At 32.8% G+C, this 18,447-nt stretch carries 15 protein-coding genes; 9 read left to right on the forward strand and 6 right to left on the reverse strand.

Translation table 11 applies throughout. The features are described from left to right. Positions 1 to 21: 21 nt before the first annotated feature. Both C8C83_RS10650 and C8C83_RS10655 read right to left on the reverse strand, forming a co-directional pair. Positions 22 to 885 (reverse strand): DUF58 domain-containing protein, encoded by an 864-nt coding sequence (locus C8C83_RS10650; RefSeq protein WP_055093980.1) that lies wholly within the window; start codon positions 883 to 885, stop codon positions 22 to 24. Between the two features lie 108 nt (positions 886 to 993). Next, positions 994 to 1,998 (reverse strand): MoxR family ATPase, encoded by a 1,005-nt coding sequence (locus C8C83_RS10655; RefSeq protein WP_007807095.1) that lies wholly within the window; start codon positions 1,996 to 1,998, stop codon positions 994 to 996. Positions 1,999 to 2,221: 223 nt separating this feature from the next. On the opposite strand from C8C83_RS10655, the gene C8C83_RS10660 reads away from it, so the two are divergent. The 3 genes from C8C83_RS10660 (at position 2,222) to C8C83_RS10670 (ending at position 5,308) form a co-directional block, all read left to right on the forward strand. Then, positions 2,222 to 3,097, forward strand: coding sequence for an aldo/keto reductase (locus tag C8C83_RS10660; RefSeq protein ID WP_121328518.1), 876 nt, complete (start codon positions 2,222 to 2,224; stop codon positions 3,095 to 3,097). A 187-nt stretch (positions 3,098 to 3,284) separates the two neighbouring features. Next, positions 3,285 to 4,040 carry an SDR family NAD(P)-dependent oxidoreductase gene (locus C8C83_RS10665; RefSeq protein ID WP_121328520.1) on the forward strand — a complete coding sequence of 252 codons (756 nt, stop codon included), beginning with the start codon at positions 3,285 to 3,287 and terminating at the stop codon, positions 4,038 to 4,040. A gap of 116 nt (positions 4,041 to 4,156) precedes the next feature. Beyond that, the gene (locus tag C8C83_RS10670) at positions 4,157 to 5,308 is read left to right on the forward strand and encodes an ATP-binding protein (protein WP_121328522.1); all 1,152 of its coding nucleotides are present in this window, start codon (positions 4,157 to 4,159) and stop codon (positions 5,306 to 5,308) included. A 91-nt stretch (positions 5,309 to 5,399) separates the two neighbouring features. Here the strand turns inward: C8C83_RS10670 and C8C83_RS10675 are convergent, their stop codons facing one another. The 3 genes from C8C83_RS10675 to C8C83_RS10685 all read right to left on the reverse strand — a co-directional run bounded on the left by C8C83_RS10675 (position 5,400) and on the right by C8C83_RS10685 (position 7,023). Then, positions 5,400 to 5,708, reverse strand: coding sequence for a hypothetical protein (locus tag C8C83_RS10675; protein ID WP_121328524.1), 309 nt, complete (start codon positions 5,706 to 5,708; stop codon positions 5,400 to 5,402). A 10-nt stretch (positions 5,709 to 5,718) separates the two neighbouring features. Further along, positions 5,719 to 6,195 carry a hypothetical protein gene (locus tag C8C83_RS10680; protein WP_121328526.1) on the reverse strand — a complete coding sequence of 159 codons (477 nt, stop codon included), beginning with the start codon at positions 6,193 to 6,195 and terminating at the stop codon, positions 5,719 to 5,721. A gap of 84 nt (positions 6,196 to 6,279) precedes the next feature. Next, entirely contained in the window at positions 6,280 to 7,023 is a 744-nt protein-coding gene (locus tag C8C83_RS10685; protein ID WP_121328528.1) for a DUF3298 and DUF4163 domain-containing protein, read from the reverse strand. A gap of 69 nt (positions 7,024 to 7,092) precedes the next feature. Here C8C83_RS10685 and C8C83_RS10690 point away from each other — a divergent pair, with 69 nt between their 5' ends. Further along, positions 7,093 to 8,271 carry a cystathionine gamma-synthase gene (locus C8C83_RS10690; protein ID WP_255416697.1) on the forward strand — a complete coding sequence of 393 codons (1,179 nt, stop codon included), beginning with the start codon at positions 7,093 to 7,095 and terminating at the stop codon, positions 8,269 to 8,271. A gap of 83 nt (positions 8,272 to 8,354) precedes the next feature. On the opposite strand, the gene C8C83_RS10695 is transcribed toward C8C83_RS10690, so the two are convergent. After that, positions 8,355 to 9,149 (reverse strand): glutamate dehydrogenase, encoded by a 795-nt coding sequence (locus C8C83_RS10695; protein ID WP_121328532.1) that lies wholly within the window; start codon positions 9,147 to 9,149, stop codon positions 8,355 to 8,357. A gap of 301 nt (positions 9,150 to 9,450) precedes the next feature. Here C8C83_RS10695 and gdhA point away from each other — a divergent pair, with 301 nt between their 5' ends. The 5 genes from gdhA (at position 9,451) to C8C83_RS10720 (ending at position 18,310) form a co-directional block, all read left to right on the forward strand. Next, entirely contained in the window at positions 9,451 to 10,794 is a 1,344-nt protein-coding gene (gene gdhA / locus C8C83_RS10700; RefSeq protein ID WP_121328534.1) for an NADP-specific glutamate dehydrogenase, read from the forward strand. Positions 10,795 to 11,228: 434 nt separating this feature from the next. Beyond that, positions 11,229 to 13,511 (forward strand): two-component regulator propeller domain-containing protein, encoded by a 2,283-nt coding sequence (locus C8C83_RS10705; RefSeq protein ID WP_121328536.1) that lies wholly within the window; start codon positions 11,229 to 11,231, stop codon positions 13,509 to 13,511. An 87-nt stretch (positions 13,512 to 13,598) separates the two neighbouring features. Continuing rightward, complete coding sequence (gene recO, locus C8C83_RS10710; protein ID WP_132011741.1) at positions 13,599 to 14,312, forward strand: DNA repair protein RecO; 714 nt, start codon at positions 13,599 to 13,601, stop codon at positions 14,310 to 14,312. A 129-nt stretch (positions 14,313 to 14,441) separates the two neighbouring features. Then, entirely contained in the window at positions 14,442 to 16,334 is a 1,893-nt protein-coding gene (locus C8C83_RS10715) for a PQQ-binding-like beta-propeller repeat protein (RefSeq protein WP_121328538.1), read from the forward strand. 56 nt (positions 16,335 to 16,390) lie between these two features. Beyond that, on the forward strand, positions 16,391 to 18,310 hold the full coding sequence (locus tag C8C83_RS10720; protein WP_132011742.1) for a hypothetical protein: 1,920 nt from the start codon (positions 16,391 to 16,393) through the stop codon (positions 18,308 to 18,310). The last annotated feature ends 137 nt before the right edge of the window (positions 18,311 to 18,447 follow it).

Consider the following 18,447-nt stretch of genomic DNA (forward strand, 5'->3'; position numbering starts at 1 on the left):
ATCTGCAATCTAAAATTAATTTTATCTTGATTTGAAATAACCTAATAGTTTTGTTACGTAATTTTCGTCAACTCTTGTGTTTACGACACCTGCGCCGGATTTACTGAAAATATCTTTGAAATAATTAACTCTTTCCTGATAGTGTTTTTCGTAATTCATTCGGACTGTTTTCGAACCTGTATCTACCAATTGAATTTTCCCTGTTTCGGCATCAAGCATTGGAACCATTCCTAAATTCGGAATCTTTTCTTCACGAATATCGTAAACTCTAACGCCTGTAATATCGTGTTTTTTAGAAGCAATCTTTAAAGTTTGCTCATAATTTTCAGACATGAAATCAGAAATAACAAAAACAATCGCTTTCTTTTTCTGAGTTCCTGATAAAAATTTTAGAGCAGCTCCAACATCTGTTTTTTGACTTTTTGGCTCGAATTCGATTAGCTCACGAATGATTCTCAAAACGTGTGAACGACCTTTTTTTGGCGGAATATACAATTCTACATTATCAGAAAATAATATTAAACCAATTTTGTCATTATTTTGTGTAGCCGAAAAAGCCATCGTTGCCGCAATTTCGGTGACGATGTCTTTTTTAAATTGACTTTTTGAACCAAAACCCTCTGAACCCGAAATATCTACCATTAAAACCATGGTCAATTCGCGTTCTTCTTCAAAAACTTTTACGTGGGCTTCGTTATAGCGTGCAGTTACATTCCAATCGATGTTACGAATGTCATCGCCATATTGGTATTGACGTACTTCACTAAAAGTCATACCGCGCCCTTTAAATGAAGAGTGATATTCTCCCGAAAAGATGTGATTACTCAGTCTTTTGGTTTTGATTTCTATTTTCCGTACTTTTTTTAAAAGCTCTTTTGTATCCATTTTTTCGGATTGTAGATTGTAGATTTTAGATTTTAGATTCCGAGTTAATAAACACTTTTAGATTGCAGTTTTTAAATCTAAAATCTGCAATCTAAAATCTAAAATTTTTTAAGGTACTTCAATCTCGTTTACGATTTTGTTGATAATGTCTACAGAAGTAATATTTTCGGCTTCAGCCTCATATGTTATCCCAACTCTGTGACGTAGAACATCGTGTACAACTGCGCGAACATCTTCTGGAATTACATATCCACGACGTTTGATGAAAGCGTAACATTTTGCTGCATTAGCTAAATTGATACTTCCACGAGGTGATGCTCCAAAACTAATAAGAGGTTTTAAGTCTGCAAGTTTGTACTTCTCCGGATAACGAGTAGCAAAGATGATATCTAGAATATATTTTTCGATTTTTTCGTCCATGTAGACTTCACGAACTGCTTCTTGCGCGCGCAAAATTTGTTCTACAGAAACTACTGGATTTACTTTTTCGTAAGATCCTTTTAAGTTTTGACGAATTACAAAACGTTCTTCGTCAATTTTTGGGTAATCAATTACAGTTTTAAGCATGAAACGGTCAACTTGCGCTTCCGGAAGTTGATATGTTCCTTCTTGCTCAACAGGGTTTTGTGTTGCAAGTACTAAAAACGGACGATCAAGTTTGAAAGTGGTATCGCCAATAGTTACTTGTTTTTCCTGCATCGCCTCCAAAAGTGCTGACTGAACCTTTGCCGGAGCACGGTTAATCTCATCGGCAAGGACGAAATTAGCGAAGATTGGTCCTTTTTTAATTGAAAACTCGTTTGCTTTGATGTTATAAATCATCGTTCCAACAACATCGGCAGGCAATAAGTCAGGAGTAAACTGAATACGGCTGAATGAACCCTGAACGGCTTGTGATAAAGTATTTATTGCTAAAGTTTTTGCTAATCCGGGAACACCTTCAAGCAAAATGTGACCTTGACCAAGAAGTCCAATTAACAAACGCTCGACCATATGTTTCTGACCCACAATAACTTTGTTCATCTCCATTGTAAGAAGGTCTATAAAAGCACTTTCTCTTTCAATTTTCTCATTTATCGCTCTAATGTCTAAAGTCGTTGTATTTTCTTCCATATAAATATTTTTAAAACCTTTTTAAAACGTTGATTTTTATGCCTTACTTTTGAGAGTGCAAATTGAATATTTTTTGAGAAGTAAGATGTTAAAGAATGGTTAAAACTTCGATCAATGACCTAATTTTAAGGACGAATTGGGAATCTATTTTTATATTTTTAAGAACTTTGATGATTATGCTTCAGAAAAGCATATTTATTACCATAAATAACGCAGAAAAACCATGAGTAAAACAACATTATCGCCTATAATTTCGGGCACTATGAATTGGGGAGTTTGGGATAAAAACCTTACGCTTAAAGAAATGGAAAACATGATACAGATAAGTATCGAAAACAAAATTACAACTTTTGATCACGCCGACATTTACGGAGCTTATACTACTGAAGCTGATTTTGGAAAAGCATTTCATGCCAGCAAGATTGCGCGCGAAAAATTACAATTAATTACCAAATGCGGAATTCAGATGATTGCTGAAAAACGCCCGGAGAACAAAATCAAACACTACGATTATTCTAAAGATTATATCATTTGGTCTGTTGAGGAATCTTTAAAGAAACTGAAAACAGATTATGTTGATGTTTTTTTATTGCACAGACCAAGTCCATTAATGCAAGCAGACGAAATTGCTGAAGCGGTTGAAAAATTAAAATCAGAAGGGAAAATTATTGATTTTGGACTTTCAAATTTCACGAGTTCTCAAACCGAATTGATTCGTCAGAAAACAGAAGTTAGCTATAATCAGGTACAATTTTCGGCTACTCATTTTGAGGCAATGACTGATGGAAGTTTAGATTATATGCAAACACACGGAATTCGTCCGTTATCATGGAATCCGCTAGGAACAGTTTTCAGAGAAGACACGAAAAAAACACGTCGTTTGAAAAAATTGTTTGCTGAATTGGTTCAAAAATATGGTTTTGGTTCAGATACACTTTTATTAGCATGGATTTTAAAACATCCTGCAGGAGTTATTCCAATTGCGGGAACGGTGAATGTTGCCAGAATTCAATCCTTAATGAAAGCAGTTGAATTAGAAATGGACAAAGAAGACTGGTTTGCAATCTGGACAGAAAGTATGGGGGACGATGTTGCTTAATTTTTAGTGTTCAGCTAAATGTGATTAAAAAAAATATTGGCCACGGATTTTACGGATTAAACAGATTTACATCGATTCTTAAAATTTGGTACAATTAAAAATATTTGCCACAGATTAAAATGATTTACACAGATTATAAGAATCATTATAATCCTTTTAATCTGTGGCTAAAAAAATAAAAATAAGAATGAAAAAAACAGTTTTAATTACTGGAGCTACAAGCGGAATTGGAAAAGCAACCGCACAAATATTGGCTAAAAATAACTATAAAGTTGTCCTTTGCGGTAGACGTATAGATCGTTTGGCAGAATTGGAAAAAGAACTTTCGGCTTTTACAGAAGTGCATTCTTTGTCTTTTGATGTTCGCGATAAAGATGCTACTTTGGATAGTATTCATAATTTACCGGAAGAGTTTGCGACAATTGATGTTCTAATTAATAATGCTGGAAATGCACATGGATTAGATCCAATTCAAACCGGAAATGTTGATGATTGGGATGCAATGATTGACATTAATGTAAAAGGACTTTTGTATGTTTCTAAAGCGATAATTCCGCAAATGGTTGAAAGAAAGTCTGGGCATATTATCAATATTGGTTCAATTGCTGCAAAAGAGGTTTATCCAAACGGAAATGTGTATTGCGCTTCAAAACATGCTGTTGACGCAATCAGTAATGGAATGCGAATGGATTTGAATCCATACGGAATTAGAGTTGGAGCAATTCATCCCGGAATGGTAGAAACCGAGTTTAGCGAAGTACGCTTTAAAGGTGATTCTGAACGAGCTTCATCTGTATATAAAGGTTTGGATGCATTACAGGCTGAGGATATTGCAGATATTATTCATTTTGTTGTTTCAAGAAAATATCACGTAAATATTTCTGATTTAATTGTCTTGCCAACGGCACAAGCTTCGGCGACAATCGTTAAGAAAAATATTTAATTTAGATTATTAGATTTTAGACTTCTTAGACAGTTAGATTGATTATTTTTATGAAGTCTATAAAACAAGAATCTAAGAAGTCTAAAAATCTAAGCTAGTCTAAAAATCAAAAGAGAATGATTAATAAACGCCTTTTAATAAAAAACCTCCTTGCTCATAATGACGAGAGCAGTTTTTATGATAAAAAAAGGCAATTGAATTTGCATTCGCGCGAAGGAAAAGGAAAATTTCTGAAACACATTTGCGCATTATCAAATTCAAATCCAACCAATAATTCATATATCGTGGTTGGAGTAGAAGATCATGACAACGAAATTGTAGGTGATGACTTTTTTGATGATAGCCGAATTCAGAATCTTGTTAATGCTTTTCTGGAAAATCCTCCTAAAATTCAATACGAAAATGTACCATTCCCAAATCTTCCAAAAGATAAAGTGATTGGATTGGTAACGATTAAACCCAAAAGTAAAATCTCTTATTTCAAAAAAGGAATTCATACTATAGTTGCTAATAGTGTTTTTATTAGACGCGGCAGTAATTCGGTTCCGGTTGAAGGCGAAATCGAAAAGAATTATCAGAATACAGAAACCGTAATTGGAATCGAAAATAGTTCCCGAAATAGTATTCAATATACACTTGACGGCGTTATAGATTTTATGAATTTCAGGCACAAAGATATGTCGCCTAAATATCATGTTTTTAAAGAATTGTTTGTGATTTGCTGGGCCGGAGTTCCTAAGAAATCCAGAGATAAAACGTTTTTATCCCGAGTAGATATTGAGTTGATCAACGAACAAATTAAACTTTTTTATTCGGCTCAGGATGTTGTTACGATTGTTTTTGATGACGATAGTTTTACGATAACCGAATATGTTCCGTTGGGTTTAAATGATAAAACGAGTTATTATCCTTTAGAGAAACAAACCATTCATTTTTTCGATAACGGATATTATAAAATTGATCGTGAAATGCTTTTTCAGCCACCGGAATTCAACAGAAAAATGCTGTATCATATTTATAATGCAAATATGGCTTTGCTTCAAAAGCTTCAAAAAGGCATTGTTTTATCAGATCGAGAAGTAAAAGATCTGGAAAATCTTCCGTCGACTTTTATGATTTGTTATTTAAACGGTTTTGATGATGCAAAACAAAAACTGATTGATGCAAAGTTGCTTCTAAAACCCTTTGGGAATATTTATTTGTCTTTTAAAGAAGCTTTGAGAATTCTTCGAAAAATGAAGTACGATTTTCAAGAAGGAGCTAAATAGAGGAGTAAAGGTTCATAGGTGTAAAGCGACAAAGGTTTTCTGTAGAGACGCACAGCAGTGCGTCTAAGATATATCGATCTTTGGAGATCTGTTAAGCGTAATTTTCAATAAATACGTTTTCAATTTTTTTTAAATTGTCATTTTCCTCAAATTGCAAATGACTCATTTCGTTATTGTAAAATTTCTCTATAAAAAGTTTAATGATGTACATAACTTCTGTTCTGTTATCACTATTTATCAAAAGTTCTTTGACTAAATAATTACTTAGTTTTAGTTTTTGATTTTTATATTGGCTTGACATTAAATCAGAATCAGAGTCTTTATGTAAGGCAAGCATTTTATCAACCTTATCTATTTCTTCTATTAGGTCTAAAATATGATATAACTTGTTGTCTTTCATTTGTCGTAAATTAAAATTTTATTTCCAAAAAGCCTTTCGATAATCTATTTCCTCTAATTCTTCTTGTTTTTGTAAAGCGATCTGACCAATATGCTTTGTCACTCACATATCTAAAATTATTAATATGATTTTGTGGATAAACCTCACTGATATATGCGTCAACACCATAAATAATCTCTGAATTAGGGTATTTAAAATCGTCTAATTTTGAGCCTAATTCTGAAATAATATTATAATCTAAAAACGTTACTAAATCAATATCTCCTGGATTATTCTTTTGCGTAACATAAGATCCATTAATCCATTGATGTGGTTCGTCTAAATTACATACTTTTTTGAAATCCTCATTATATTTAACATAAGCTTGAAAAATTTCTTTCCTTTTATCCGAAGGAATTTTTATTACAAACTCATTTTCTAATTCTTGAATTGTTGAGGTAATTTTATTATCAGGGACTAATAATCCTGAATGATTAAAGGTTAACATATAGAAAAAATTAAAAGAGCAGTAAATGTAAGTAAATATTTATCTTTTTTAATTTTTGTTTTGAGAGTTTTTGGTGTAAGCGAACTACTGATACTTCAAATATTTATTGACTTCATCATAAGGAAATAAAAGCTCTTTTGGACCATCTGCATATGAAGCTGCTTCATAAGAGTTGTAATATAAAAGTAAACCTTCGTCTGTATAAAAAATATTCTGAGGTAATTGAAACTTGTCGTTTTCAAACATTAATCCGGTTGCATTGATGTTGGCTTTGGCTGGAATCTTATATTTTGCTCTGAATTCTTTTTCGGCGAAAGCCTTAAATTCTTTTTCATTTTTAAACAACTGATCGCTAAAAATTGCTTTTCCGGTTTTAGTGTCAAACAACAAAGATCTTAATCCTTGATAACCATGTGCGCCACCAGTAAAAGTATAATGATCGATTTTGATATTTAAGATCTGATCAGATTTGAATACAACATCTCCTTTGATTTTTCCTTCCCAGCCAAAAGTTTCGCTTGGGAATTTCTTGTGCATTTCTTCAAAAGAAGCACTAAAAGAAGCAGCTAATGTTTTATAATCATTCACTTTTGCATGATCTTCTCCAAAATAAACAATTTCTTTTATTACAGCAAAAACTTTTTTATTGATGCTGTCTTCTACTATCGGAATATTTTTTGCAATAGGAACATCTATGGTGATTTTTGGACAATCTTTTTTGCAAGGAATAGTCGATTCTTTTTCAAATGTTTCATTTTCAAAGGAAAGCTCTTTGCTGCAACTTGTCAGGATTACAAGTAAAAAGACTAAAAAAGTGGAATGTCTCATATCAAAAAGTGTTAATTATATACAAAGGTAAGAAGTTGTTTCAGGATTAAAATAAATTAAACGGTAAATTTGTACCACAATAAAGTATTTAAAACTTGTAACTATATGAAATTCAATACTAAAGTAATACATGGTGGTCAACATCATGATCCAAGTACAGGAGCAGTTATGCCTCCGGTGTATCAAACTTCGACATTTGTTCAGACTAGTCCGGGGAAACCTTTGGCTGATTATGAATATAGCCGAGCTTCAAATCCAACTCGTACAGCTTTAGAAAATGCTTTGGCCAGTATCGAAAATGGTACTCGCGGATTGGCTTTTTCATCTGGTTTGGCGGCGACAGATTGTGTTTTAAGATCATTTAAGGCCGGTGATGAAATCATTGCTATGGATGATTTATATGGAGGAACTTACAGAATGTTCTCCAGAATTTATAAGGATTCAGGAATTAAGTTTCATTTTGTTGATATGACTGATATTGAAAAATTGAAATCATTAATCAACGAAAACACAAAATTGGTTTGGGTAGAAACGCCTACAAATCCGTTAATGAAATTGGCAGATATTCAGGAAGTGGCAAAAATCACGAAAGCAAATAATATTTTGTTTGCTGTAGACAATACTTTTGCAACACCATATTTGCAAAAACCTCTTGATCTTGGAGCTGATATTGTTATGCATTCTGCTACAAAATATCTTGGCGGACATTCTGATGTTATTGCGGGAGCTTTAATTGTAAAAGATGAAGCTTTAGGAGAACAATTGCATTTTCAACAATTTGCAACAGGAGGAACACTTGGTCCAATGGATAGTTTTTTGGTTTTGAGAGGAATTAAAACGCTTTCGTTAAGAGTACAAAGACATTGCGAAAACGGAGAAAAAGTAGTTGAATATCTAAGCAATCACCCTAAAATAAATACTGTTTATTACCCTGGATTAGAAAGTCATCCGTTTCATGAAATTGCTAAAAAGCAAATGAAAGCTTTTGGAGGAATGGTTTCTTTTACTTTTAAATCAGGTAAAAAAGAAGATTCAATTGCGTTTTTAGAAAAACTAAAAGTTTTTACTTTGGCAGAATCTCTTGGAGGAGTTGAATCATTGGCAAATCATCCTGCTTTAATGACGCACGCTTCTATTCCGGCTGATAAAAGAGCAGAAGTTGGTATTACAGATGATCTTGTTCGATTGAGCGTTGGTATTGAAGATGCTGAAGATTTAATAGCAGATTTAGAGCAAGCTTTAGCATAAGAAAACAATCTATAAATATAAAAATCCCAAATTCCAATCGTAATGATTTTGGAATTTGGGATTTTTTTTATGTTGAGATTTCTTTAGAATTCTAAATAGTAAATGTATCCTACATTAAACCAAACTTGCGAATCGTTTGATTTGTTTTCTTTATAAAGATCTTTATTAGGATTTAAACCATCAACCCAATCAGAACTAAATCCCTGATAACGGGCTTCGAACATCAGATCGCTCATTGTTGTTAGTTTGTAATGAACTCCAACACCTGCTGTTATAGATGCGACTACACCTGACTCACTAGAGAAACCATATGGGCGACCATCTGATGGAGTTAGGTATTTTGGAAAAGTATTTTCCGGAAGTCCTAAAGTACCTAATCTGGAATCAACTTTGGTATTATAGTAACTTACCTGGAAACCTAAACTTACATAAGGGCTAAATCCACCAATTGTGTTCTCAAAATCATGAATTTTCATAAACGGAGAATACTCCAATTGAGCTCCCAGATTGACTACAGTAGAGCTTCCGTGCATTGCTCTAAGATGTTGTACCAGGTTTTTGAATTTTTCTCTTTCAACCCAATAACCAAAATGTTCTAATTTGGTTGTGTTAAAAGATAATTCGGATCTGACTTTAAAGTGTTCTGTGAAAAAACTTTCTCTGTTGTTGTTGGCTGAGAAATTTATAAAGTGGACAATTCCTACACCAAATCCGGTATTTCCGATATTTGTATCAAAATTATTTCTTTGACCGTAATCAGATTGAAAAACTACAGGTCCGAATATTATTCCTACTTCTTGTGCTAAACTGGACTGACCAGTCGCAATTGTTGAGATGCCAAAGATGGCAAATAATGTGATAATTACAGGTTTGAGCATAGTTTTGGGCTTTCTAATCAGGGCAAATATATAAAAAACAAGTTCGATTCAAAACAATAAATTTGGCTATTAGAAAATAAGTAATAAAATACTTAATTTACTAACTTTAACTATGTTAATTTGATGTAAACTTAGAAGTGTAAATGTTATTTTAATCATTGTTTGAAAAATAAACAAATCTACTGCTCAGATGCAAAAAAATAACAATTTACTGTATCTTTGTGTGTTATTACGAAAACGTTTTCTCTAAACGTTTTCGTAATACATAATTGAGCAAAAAAATAAAATAATTTATTTCAAAATGGAACAAAAAATAAATGAGTTTATGGCTCTTGTAGAGTCAAAGAATCCAAACGAGCCTGAGTTTCTTCAAGCCGTTAGAGAGTTTGCAGAAACGGTAATTCCATTTATTGCAGAAAGAAAAAAATACGATGGTAAAAATTTACTTCTTAGAATTGCTGAACCAGAACGTTCTATAATATTCAGAGTTCCATGGGTGGACGATAAAGGAGAGATAATTGTAAACAGAGGTTTTAGAATTCAAATGAATTCTGCAATTGGACCGTACAAAGGTGGAATCAGATTTCATCATTCTGTAAATTTATCAGTTTTAAAATTTTTAGCTTTCGAACAGGTTTTTAAGAATAGTCTTACTACACTTCCAATGGGTGGTGGAAAAGGAGGTTCTGATTTTGATCCGGAAGGAAAATCTGACGGAGAAATAATGCGTTTTTGTCAATCATTTATGACTGAGTTATGTCGTCATATTGGTCCTGACTTAGATGTTCCTGCAGGAGATATTGGTGTTGGTGCAAGAGAAATTGGTTATTTATTTGGTCAATACAAAAGAATCAGAAACGAATTTACTGGTGTTTTAACTGGTAAAGGTCTTGCTTACGGAGGTTCTTTAATACGTCCTGAGGCTACAGGATACGGAGTTGTTTATTTTACAGATCAAATGTTACGCACTATCGGACATGAAATTAAAGGTAAAAGAGTAGCAATTTCTGGTTTTGGAAATGTGGCTTGGGGAGTTGCTTTAAAAATAAATGAACTTGGAGGAAAAGTAGTTACTATTTCTGGTCCTGACGGTTATATTCTGGATGAAGAAGGTATCTCTGGAGAGAAAATCGAGCATATGGTCGAAATGAGAGCAACCGGAGACAATAGAGCTGAAGTTTATACTCATAAATATCCAAATGCTGTTTTCCATAAAGGAAAAAGTCCATGGGAAGTAAAAGTTGATATCGCGATTCCATGTGCAACTCAAAATGAGTTAAATGGTGAGGATGCTAAGAAGCTTATTGAAAATGGAGTTTTATGTGTGACTGAAGCTGCAAATATGCCATCTACTTTAGATGCTATTAAATTATTCCTTGATAATAAAGTATTATTTGCTCCTGGAAAAGCTGCAAATGCTGGTGGAGTTGCTGCATCTGGATTAGAAATGACACAAAACTCTATTCGTCTTAACTGGACAAGTGAAGAAGTTGATTTAAGATTAAAAGATATCATGGTTGGAATTCACAACCAATGTAAAAAATATGGTGCTGGAGAAGATGGTTATGTAAACTACGTAAAAGGAGCTAACATTGCCGGATTTGTTAAAGTTGCCGATGCTATGCTTGCGCAAGGTGTAGTATAATTTTAATTGAAGATTTTAAAAGCCTTCATTTTTCGTAAAGAAAGATGAAGGCTTTTTTATTTTTGTGTTAAATCCGTAGATGCAGTTTATTCATTATTAAGAAAAGAATAATTCGTGAATTCGTGGCAAACTTATATTGACAGTCGTGATGTGCCGTTAGGTACAAAATATTGGTAGTCATAGTAGATTCGAAATACGTTGGCGTGCTGTAGGTACGCAACAAAATGGCAACTATTGCGTACCTACGGCACGCTAAATTTATTTCTATTAATGTTTTTTACCAATATTTTGTACGTAACGGCACAAATTGTAGATTTTCAATTTTTGATTAGTATTAATCTCTTAAAGGTTCAAAAAAAGAACTTTATTTAAAGTAGAACAAAAATCAAATACTTTCGTTTGTAGTATATTTGTCTATCTGAATATGTCAAATAATGAAGAAAGGATTTCTGTATATTTTATTTTTATTACTGTTTCAATTTAATTTCGCTCAGAATAAATTGTCCTGGGAAGGCTATTTTTCGTTTAACGAAATAAAAGATATTTCAGAATCTTCAACAACAGTTTTTGCTGCGTCAGAAAATGCTTTGTTTTCTAAAAATGCAGCGACGAATGTTCTCAAAACAACCACAACAATCGATGGACTTTCCGGTCAGACTATTTCGGCGGTTTATCATAGCGATGCATTCAAAAAAACGATTGTTGGTTATGAAAACGGATTGATGATTGTAGTTAACGAAACTGACGGAAGTATGCTGAAAGTTGTCGATATTATTAATAAACAATTATCGCCAAGCATTAAAAAAATTAATCATTTTATGGAACATAATGGTTTGCTTTATGTTTCTTGCGATTTTGGAATTGTGCAATTTAATTTGACGACTTCACAATTTGGTGATACTTATTTTATTGGAGACAATGGCGCAGAAACAAGTGTAAAACAAACCACTTTCTTTAATGGATTTATTTACGCAGCAACTTCAACCGGAATTAAAAAAGCAGATAGTACAAATGCAAATTTAATTGATTTTAATCAATGGCTTCTTGTGAATTCTGGCGATTGGTCAAGTGTTGAAGCTTTTGACACAGAACTTATCGCAATAAATTCAGCGGGATATATTCATCGTTTCAACTCCAATACATTTGTTGGATTTCTGCAGCTTTCACAACCTTCTGCAGATATGAGAGCAAAAAATCATAATTTGCTTATTACAACGCCAAGTTCGGTTTATGTTTATAACAATCAAATGGTTTTGAATCGCCAAATTTCGAACACACAGGTTTTAGATAATACTTTGAATTTTACTTGTAGTACTGCTGTTGGTGATATGATTTTTATAGGAACAAAAGAAAAAGGTTTATTTTCTTCGACGCTTGCAGGAGTTTCGGCTTTTGTAGATAATACGCCAACGGGACCAGTTCGAAATAATATTTTTTCTCTTGATGTTTCTCCAAATGTATTATGGGCTGTTTATGGAGATTATAATATTTCGTATGATCCATATCCTTTAGATACTTATGGAATTAGTAGATATAACTCTTCTGGTTGGTTAAATATTCCGTATTCAGAAGTTTATGATGCAAAATCAATAACCCGTATTTTGATTAATCCGAAGAATGAAAACCAGGTTTATGCAAGTTCTTTTTTTTCGGGATTAGTAAAGATTGAAAATGATGTGCCTAATTTTTTGTATAATGAAAAAAACAGCGGTCTTGAAAGTCTTACTTATGCCGGACCAGATTATAAAGATGTTCGTATTAACGGAAATGCTTTTGATAAATCCGGAAATCTTTGGATAACCAATAGCCGAATTAAAAATGGTTTAAAGGTTTTTAAAGCTAATGGTCAATGGCAAAGCTATGATACAAGTACAATTTTGGCTAAGCCGGAAGATGTTAGTTATGCAAATGTTGTTATCGATAAGAATAATACCAAATGGATTTCTACCAATAGAGATGGTGTGATTGCTTTTAATGAAAGTACAAATACATTCAAAAAAATGACTTTGGGAACTGATTCAGGAAATTTGCCATCAGCAGATGTGAGATCTGTGGCGCTTGATACTAAAAATCAGCTTTGGATAGGAACTACAAATGGTTTGAGAGTTTTGTCTAATGTTGGTGGTTTTCAATCAGAAAGTCAATTAAAAGCAAATCCTATAATTATAATGGAAGATAATCTGGCTCAGGAACTATTATATGAGCAATTTATTACTTCGATTGCTGTAGATGGATCAAATAATAAATGGATTGGTACAGCTGATTCCGGAGTTTTTATGGTTTCGCCAAATGGACAGGAAACAAAATATCATTTCACTATAAATAATTCTCCATTGCCAAGTAATGCTATAAATGATATTAAAATTAATAGTGTAAGTGGAGAAGTTTTTATTGCAACAAATAAAGGAATGATTGCTTTTAAAGGAATTGCAACACAGGCAAATGAAGACTTGAATAATGTATATATTTATCCAAATCCAGTTCGCCCAACGTATTCAGGAACAGTAAAAGTGGCCGGATTAATTGATAAAGCAAATGTGAAAATCACAGATATCGAAGGTAATCTTGTTTATGAAATCACCTCGACAGGAGGAACTATAGAATGGGACACAACCGCTTTTGGAAGATATAAAGTGGCTTCCGGAGTTTATATGGTTTTTATTTCTGCACAAGACGGAAGTGAAACTAAGGTTAAGAAAGTCATGATAATTCGTTAGTTTTCAGTCTCAGTTTCCAGTTTTCAAAATGATAATCAGGTTTTAGTTTTTCAAAAAAATCTAAAATCTAAAATCTAAAATCTAAAATTGTTAGTCAAAACCAAAGCAATAGTAATATCGGCATTAAAATTTCAGGAGAAAAGTTTGATTGTAAAATGTTTTACACTTTCAAACGGCTTGAAATCTTATTTTGTGCGCGATGCTTTTTCAAGTCGGAAAGCAAGTCAGAAGATTGCTTATTTCCAGCCTTTGTCTATTCTTGAGATTGAGGCGGTTCATAAAAACAAAGGCACATTAGAAAACTTCAAAGAAATTAAAACCGCAGTTCCGTTTCAGAGTATTCATACTGATTTGATCAAAAGTACAATGGTAATGTTTCTGTCCGAAATGTTGCATTACTCCATTCAGGAAGAAGAAAAGAATGAATCGTTATTTATTTTTTTAGAAACAGCTTTAACTTGGCTTGACCATCATGACGAAATTTCTAATTTTCATTTAATTCTACTTTTAGAAGCTACCAAATATTTAGGCTTCTATCCCGATGTTTCGGAAATTGATCTTCCTTATTTCGAAATGATCGATGGTGTTTTTATACCTTTTCATGGTTTTAATGCACTTACAGAACACGAAACCAATGTGTTTAAAAAACTAATTGATTTAAAATTTGACAACGACCAAAAAGTATTTAATGTCACCGAAAGACAAATTTTATTGAAGATTCTAATCGATTATTATAGTTTCCATTTAGACGGTTTCAAGAGGCCAAAATCACTAGAGGTTTTGAAAGAAATATTTTCTTAAAACCGATTCCTATTTTTATATATTTGTGCGCTGAATTTTTAGTAAATGTTAATGTTTTTCTCATTTAATAAGTTAATTCAGCAAACAGCCTACATCCAAAAATATTAATTTTTTAAGAAAAAGACTACTATGAAGAAAATTACATTCTCGATTTTTTTGCTTTTATTAGTTTGCGTTTCAGCATTTTCCCAAAGGAAATATGATGAAATCGTAAACACAGAAAATTCCGTACAGGATTTAGTACAGAACGGGATTACAGGAATTGTTGTTTTTAAAGAAGGAGGATCCGTAAAAGGTTTGGATCCTGAAACTAAAAAAATCGTTTGGACTTTGACCAAAGAGGATTTTGGAGGTAAATCTGCAGCGGATATGGTAGCTGACACAGATCTTACAAAACTTTTTGCGGACAAAAGTACTTTAACAAACGTTGCCGGAAGCCCTTATGTTGAAGCTTACATCAATAGCAAGTACATTATCATTAATACTGATACTGGAAAAGTGGTTTATAATTCGTCAAAAGAATCTTTTTGGGTAACACAATCAGATTTTATTCCGGAGACAAATGAGTATTTGCTTACTTTGAAAAAAGATGGCGACATGGCAATCGCATTGTTGGATATGACAACAGGTGAATTAAAGTGGAATACTACTGTAGACAAGGCAAAATCATTGTTTAGCTTCTCTTTCAAAGAGTCAGTAAACACAAATATTGCTACAGTTCACGGATCTGTAATTTATTATTTACTATACGGAAAATTATATTCTTTTGACAGAGCGACAGGAAAGTTAAACTGGAAGGGTGAAGAAGATTATTCAAAATTCTTTTTAACTCAAAACGATAAAAACATTGTTGTAGTTAATAATACAGGAACTTTTTCGACAAAACAATATTTGAATGTTTTGAATACAGAAACAGGAAAAAGTATCTGGAAAGAATCTATCAAAACAAAAAGAGTTGTTTATCTTGAAGATTGGGGAACAAAAATATTAGTTGCTCACTATAGCGGATTTAACTTTTTTGACTTAAAAACAGGAGAAAAAATCTGGAAAAAAGATGCTCGTGGAGACGGATTGAAAAGAGTAATTCCAATCGATCAGGATTTCTTATATGTTGCTGAAAACGAAATGATGTTGATCAACAAAGACGGAGAAAAACTTTGGAAAAAATTCATCGAAATCTCTGATGATAAAGAAGATCCAATTTATTACTTAGGAAAAGTTGGTGAAAAAGTAATGTACCTTACAGGAACTTACGGAAACATGGTAGATTATAAAACAGGAGTTAAACTTTGGAAACGTAACATTTCGTTTGACAAAGATCGTCCGGTTTTGCCTACTTATGACGAAGCTACAAATTCTTACTTAGTATATAACGATGAGAAATTATATAAATTCGATCCAAGCATTAGCGACAAGCCAGAGCCATTTGCTAAAGTAAACATCAAAAAAGAAAAAGAATTAAACAGTATCGAATTATTCCCTTGGGGAGTTGTGCTTTCCGGGCCGCTTGAAGTAATGGGAGTTAATATGGATGGTACAGTTAAATACCACCTTACATACTCACAACCTGGAGAAGGAACAAGACGTCTTCTTAAAAGTGCTGCCATTGTTGGAAGTATCGGTTTAGGAGTTGGTGCTGGAGTAAGTGATTTTAAAGGATCTGAAGTGACAATGACGTATCGTGATTCTGATGGAAACATGAGAACTTCAGTTGTTAAGCCAGAAGATAAAACGAATAAAGATCAGGCAAAAGCTTATGCAGCAGGATCAGTAGCTCTGGGAATTGTAGCGGCTAAATTTAATTCTCGTTTTAACGCAATGAAACAAAACAGAGACTACTCTTATATTTTTGCTAAAGCAGAAACAGGAGAAAAAATTCTTGTAAAAGTGAGTAAAGTAGACGGAGTTGAGGTTGATAAAATTATTTTCACAAACAACAAACCGGTTTATGAAGTAGATCCTGCGACACAAAACATTTTTTATGTGTCTGATAAATCTATTCAAATCTTCAATAAAAAATAAGAAAATTAAAACTCTAAAGCCATCAGGATTCGTTTCTGATGGCTTTTTTTTTGCCTATGAAAAAAACGTTACTCTTAATTGCTTTGCTTGTAATTGGTTCAATTCAGGCGCAAGAAAAAATAAGCTCAAAAACGAAGAAATTTAAAATTCCGGTAATTCGATATTCAGAATTTCAGGCTCTTGACAACGTATTAACACAAACGGCTTTTTATCAAATGGAAAAAGGCCTGCAAGAAGAAGAAACCAATTTAAAGAAGCACTACTTCAATATTAATGGTTTTATAAAAGATCCCGTAAATGGGAAACTTAAATTGTATCTGACCTTTGCGATGCCCAGATATACGCAAATGAATATTGATAGTACATTTGATAAGAAAGAAAACAAATGGGTTTATAGTGCGCGTTCAAATTATTTAACGAATGTAAAACTGGATGTTAAGTACGGAGATAAAATTTTATTGACCAAAGATTTTGGAGGTTCAGAATCTTATTCAATAAGTGTGGGAAGTAGTCTGGGATCTATGAAAGTTGCAGCTTCGGAAAATGATAAAAAAATAAGAACCGCAGTCAAAGAATCAGATTATAGCAGCGTAGGACTTGGGTTTGATAATGTTATTTATCAGGCAGCAGGAAGAATTCAGGAATTTTTAGATTATAAATTCGGATATACAACTGATGTTTCTAAAGAAAGGTTCGAATTTGTAACTACAAAAGGACATTCGGAATACAAACAAATGCTTGCTTTTGAGACCGAAATTACGGCTCAAATGGAGAAGGTAACTCTTGAGAAAGGTCTTGACGAAAAGTTACTTGCGCCACATTTACTGTATTTAGAAAGTTTGTTGGTTAAATATCCGCTTTCTCCGGCAAATGAAGATATTCGTTTTATTGTTACGAACAATTTGGCTGAAACTTATTTTTTACTCGAAAACAAAGAAAAAGCTTTGCAGTATGCTAATTTATTAATCGAAAATGACAAACTAGATTCTAGAGGATCGACAATTGTTGAAAGAGTTAACAGAGCTAATTTTGTAGATAAGAAAATAAGAAATCACACAACTCGTTTTGCTGATCTTAAAAAGCTGGGATTAAAAATTGCCGAAGAAAAAGAAGAATTAAGATTAGCTTTTTTTGAGAAAATCGATCGCCAGGAAGCAGATTGGAATATTGAAAAAGAAAATAGAGCAGCAGCTTTAGAAAAAAGCAAAATTCAGCGTGAGAATATGCTTGATTCTATCGCTTATCAATCTAATCCGGATTTGTTAGCGAAAATAATTGCCAATTTAGGCGGAAGCGATGTTTTGAAAAAAGTAGAGAAAACACATTTAATATCGAAACTAACTTTAGAAGAAAGCAATATTCCTCAGACAGAAGAAAGGTGGGCGACAACGACAAATTATCTTTTGAAAAAGAAAATGCCTGAAACCTATTACGAAATTGTAAACGGACCGGAAGCTTGGAGTCATAATGATCGCGAAAGTGGAGTTGAGGCAAAATGGGCAAAATTACCGATGTATACTTATGGTAATCTTTCGACAAATCTGGATCCGGTGAATTTTTTAACTTTTTTTAGAATGGATTTATGGAATAAATTAGAGCTTCAGCAAGACGAAATGGTTGATGGAAGATTGTGTTATCATTTTAATTATTTCGAAAAAACATTAAATGCAAGCAATAGAACGATTCCTAAAACAGATTATCATCTTTTTGTAGACAAAGAAAACTTTTCGATTGTTGCAACAGAAAGAACAGAATTTGATGACGGAAACAAAAGTTTTTTTGAGCGAAAGCTCTTTAAGGATTATCGTCCTGTAGCGGCTTTGAATTCAGGAAAGATTCCGCATAAGATCAATTACGAAATAGAAGATTTTTACGGAGATACTTTCTATCAGGAAAGCCGTGAAAAAGTGGAGGTAAATGCTGTTTTTGGAAATAGAATTTTTATGAAAGAAGTTTATTTCGGAGGATTTAAATAGTCTTTTTCATTAGAAAAAAAGAATAAAGAGAATTGGTTAGTTTTAGGATTATTTACTCAAAAAATTGAGATAAGTATCGGAAACTAATCAATTCTTTTGTTTTTGTATCTATAATCTCAACAAAAGTTTGTGAAATT

Origin of the sequence: Flavobacterium sp. 90 (assembly GCF_004339525.1) — a bacterium.
Lineage (GTDB): Bacteria > Bacteroidota > Bacteroidia > Flavobacteriales > Flavobacteriaceae > Flavobacterium.

Bases quoted from the DNA above. Each gene is read 5' to 3' on its own strand.
- C8C83_RS10660 (WP_121328518.1), top strand. From the start codon at position 2,222: ATGAGTAAAACAACATTATCGCCTATAATTTCGGGCACTATGAATTGG.
- C8C83_RS10650 (WP_055093980.1), bottom strand. From the start codon at position 885: ATGGATACAAAAGAGCTTTTAAAAAAAGTACGGAAAATAGAAATCAAA.
- C8C83_RS10680 (WP_121328526.1), bottom strand. From the start codon at position 6,195: ATGTTAACCTTTAATCATTCAGGATTATTAGTCCCTGATAATAAAATT.
- C8C83_RS10715 (WP_121328538.1), top strand. From the start codon at position 14,442: ATGAAGAAAATTACATTCTCGATTTTTTTGCTTTTATTAGTTTGCGTT.
- C8C83_RS10695 (WP_121328532.1), bottom strand. From the start codon at position 9,149: ATGCTCAAACCTGTAATTATCACATTATTTGCCATCTTTGGCATCTCA.
- C8C83_RS10665 (WP_121328520.1), top strand. From the start codon at position 3,285: ATGAAAAAAACAGTTTTAATTACTGGAGCTACAAGCGGAATTGGAAAA.
- C8C83_RS10705 (WP_121328536.1), top strand. From the start codon at position 11,229: ATGAAGAAAGGATTTCTGTATATTTTATTTTTATTACTGTTTCAATTT.
- C8C83_RS10720 (WP_132011742.1), top strand. From the start codon at position 16,391: ATGAAAAAAACGTTACTCTTAATTGCTTTGCTTGTAATTGGTTCAATT.
- C8C83_RS10670 (WP_121328522.1), top strand. From the start codon at position 4,157: ATGATTAATAAACGCCTTTTAATAAAAAACCTCCTTGCTCATAATGAC.
- C8C83_RS10685 (WP_121328528.1), bottom strand. From the start codon at position 7,023: ATGAGACATTCCACTTTTTTAGTCTTTTTACTTGTAATCCTGACAAGT.
- C8C83_RS10655 (WP_007807095.1), bottom strand. From the start codon at position 1,998: ATGGAAGAAAATACAACGACTTTAGACATTAGAGCGATAAATGAGAAA.
- gdhA (WP_121328534.1), top strand. From the start codon at position 9,451: ATGGAACAAAAAATAAATGAGTTTATGGCTCTTGTAGAGTCAAAGAAT.
- C8C83_RS10675 (WP_121328524.1), bottom strand. From the start codon at position 5,708: ATGAAAGACAACAAGTTATATCATATTTTAGACCTAATAGAAGAAATA.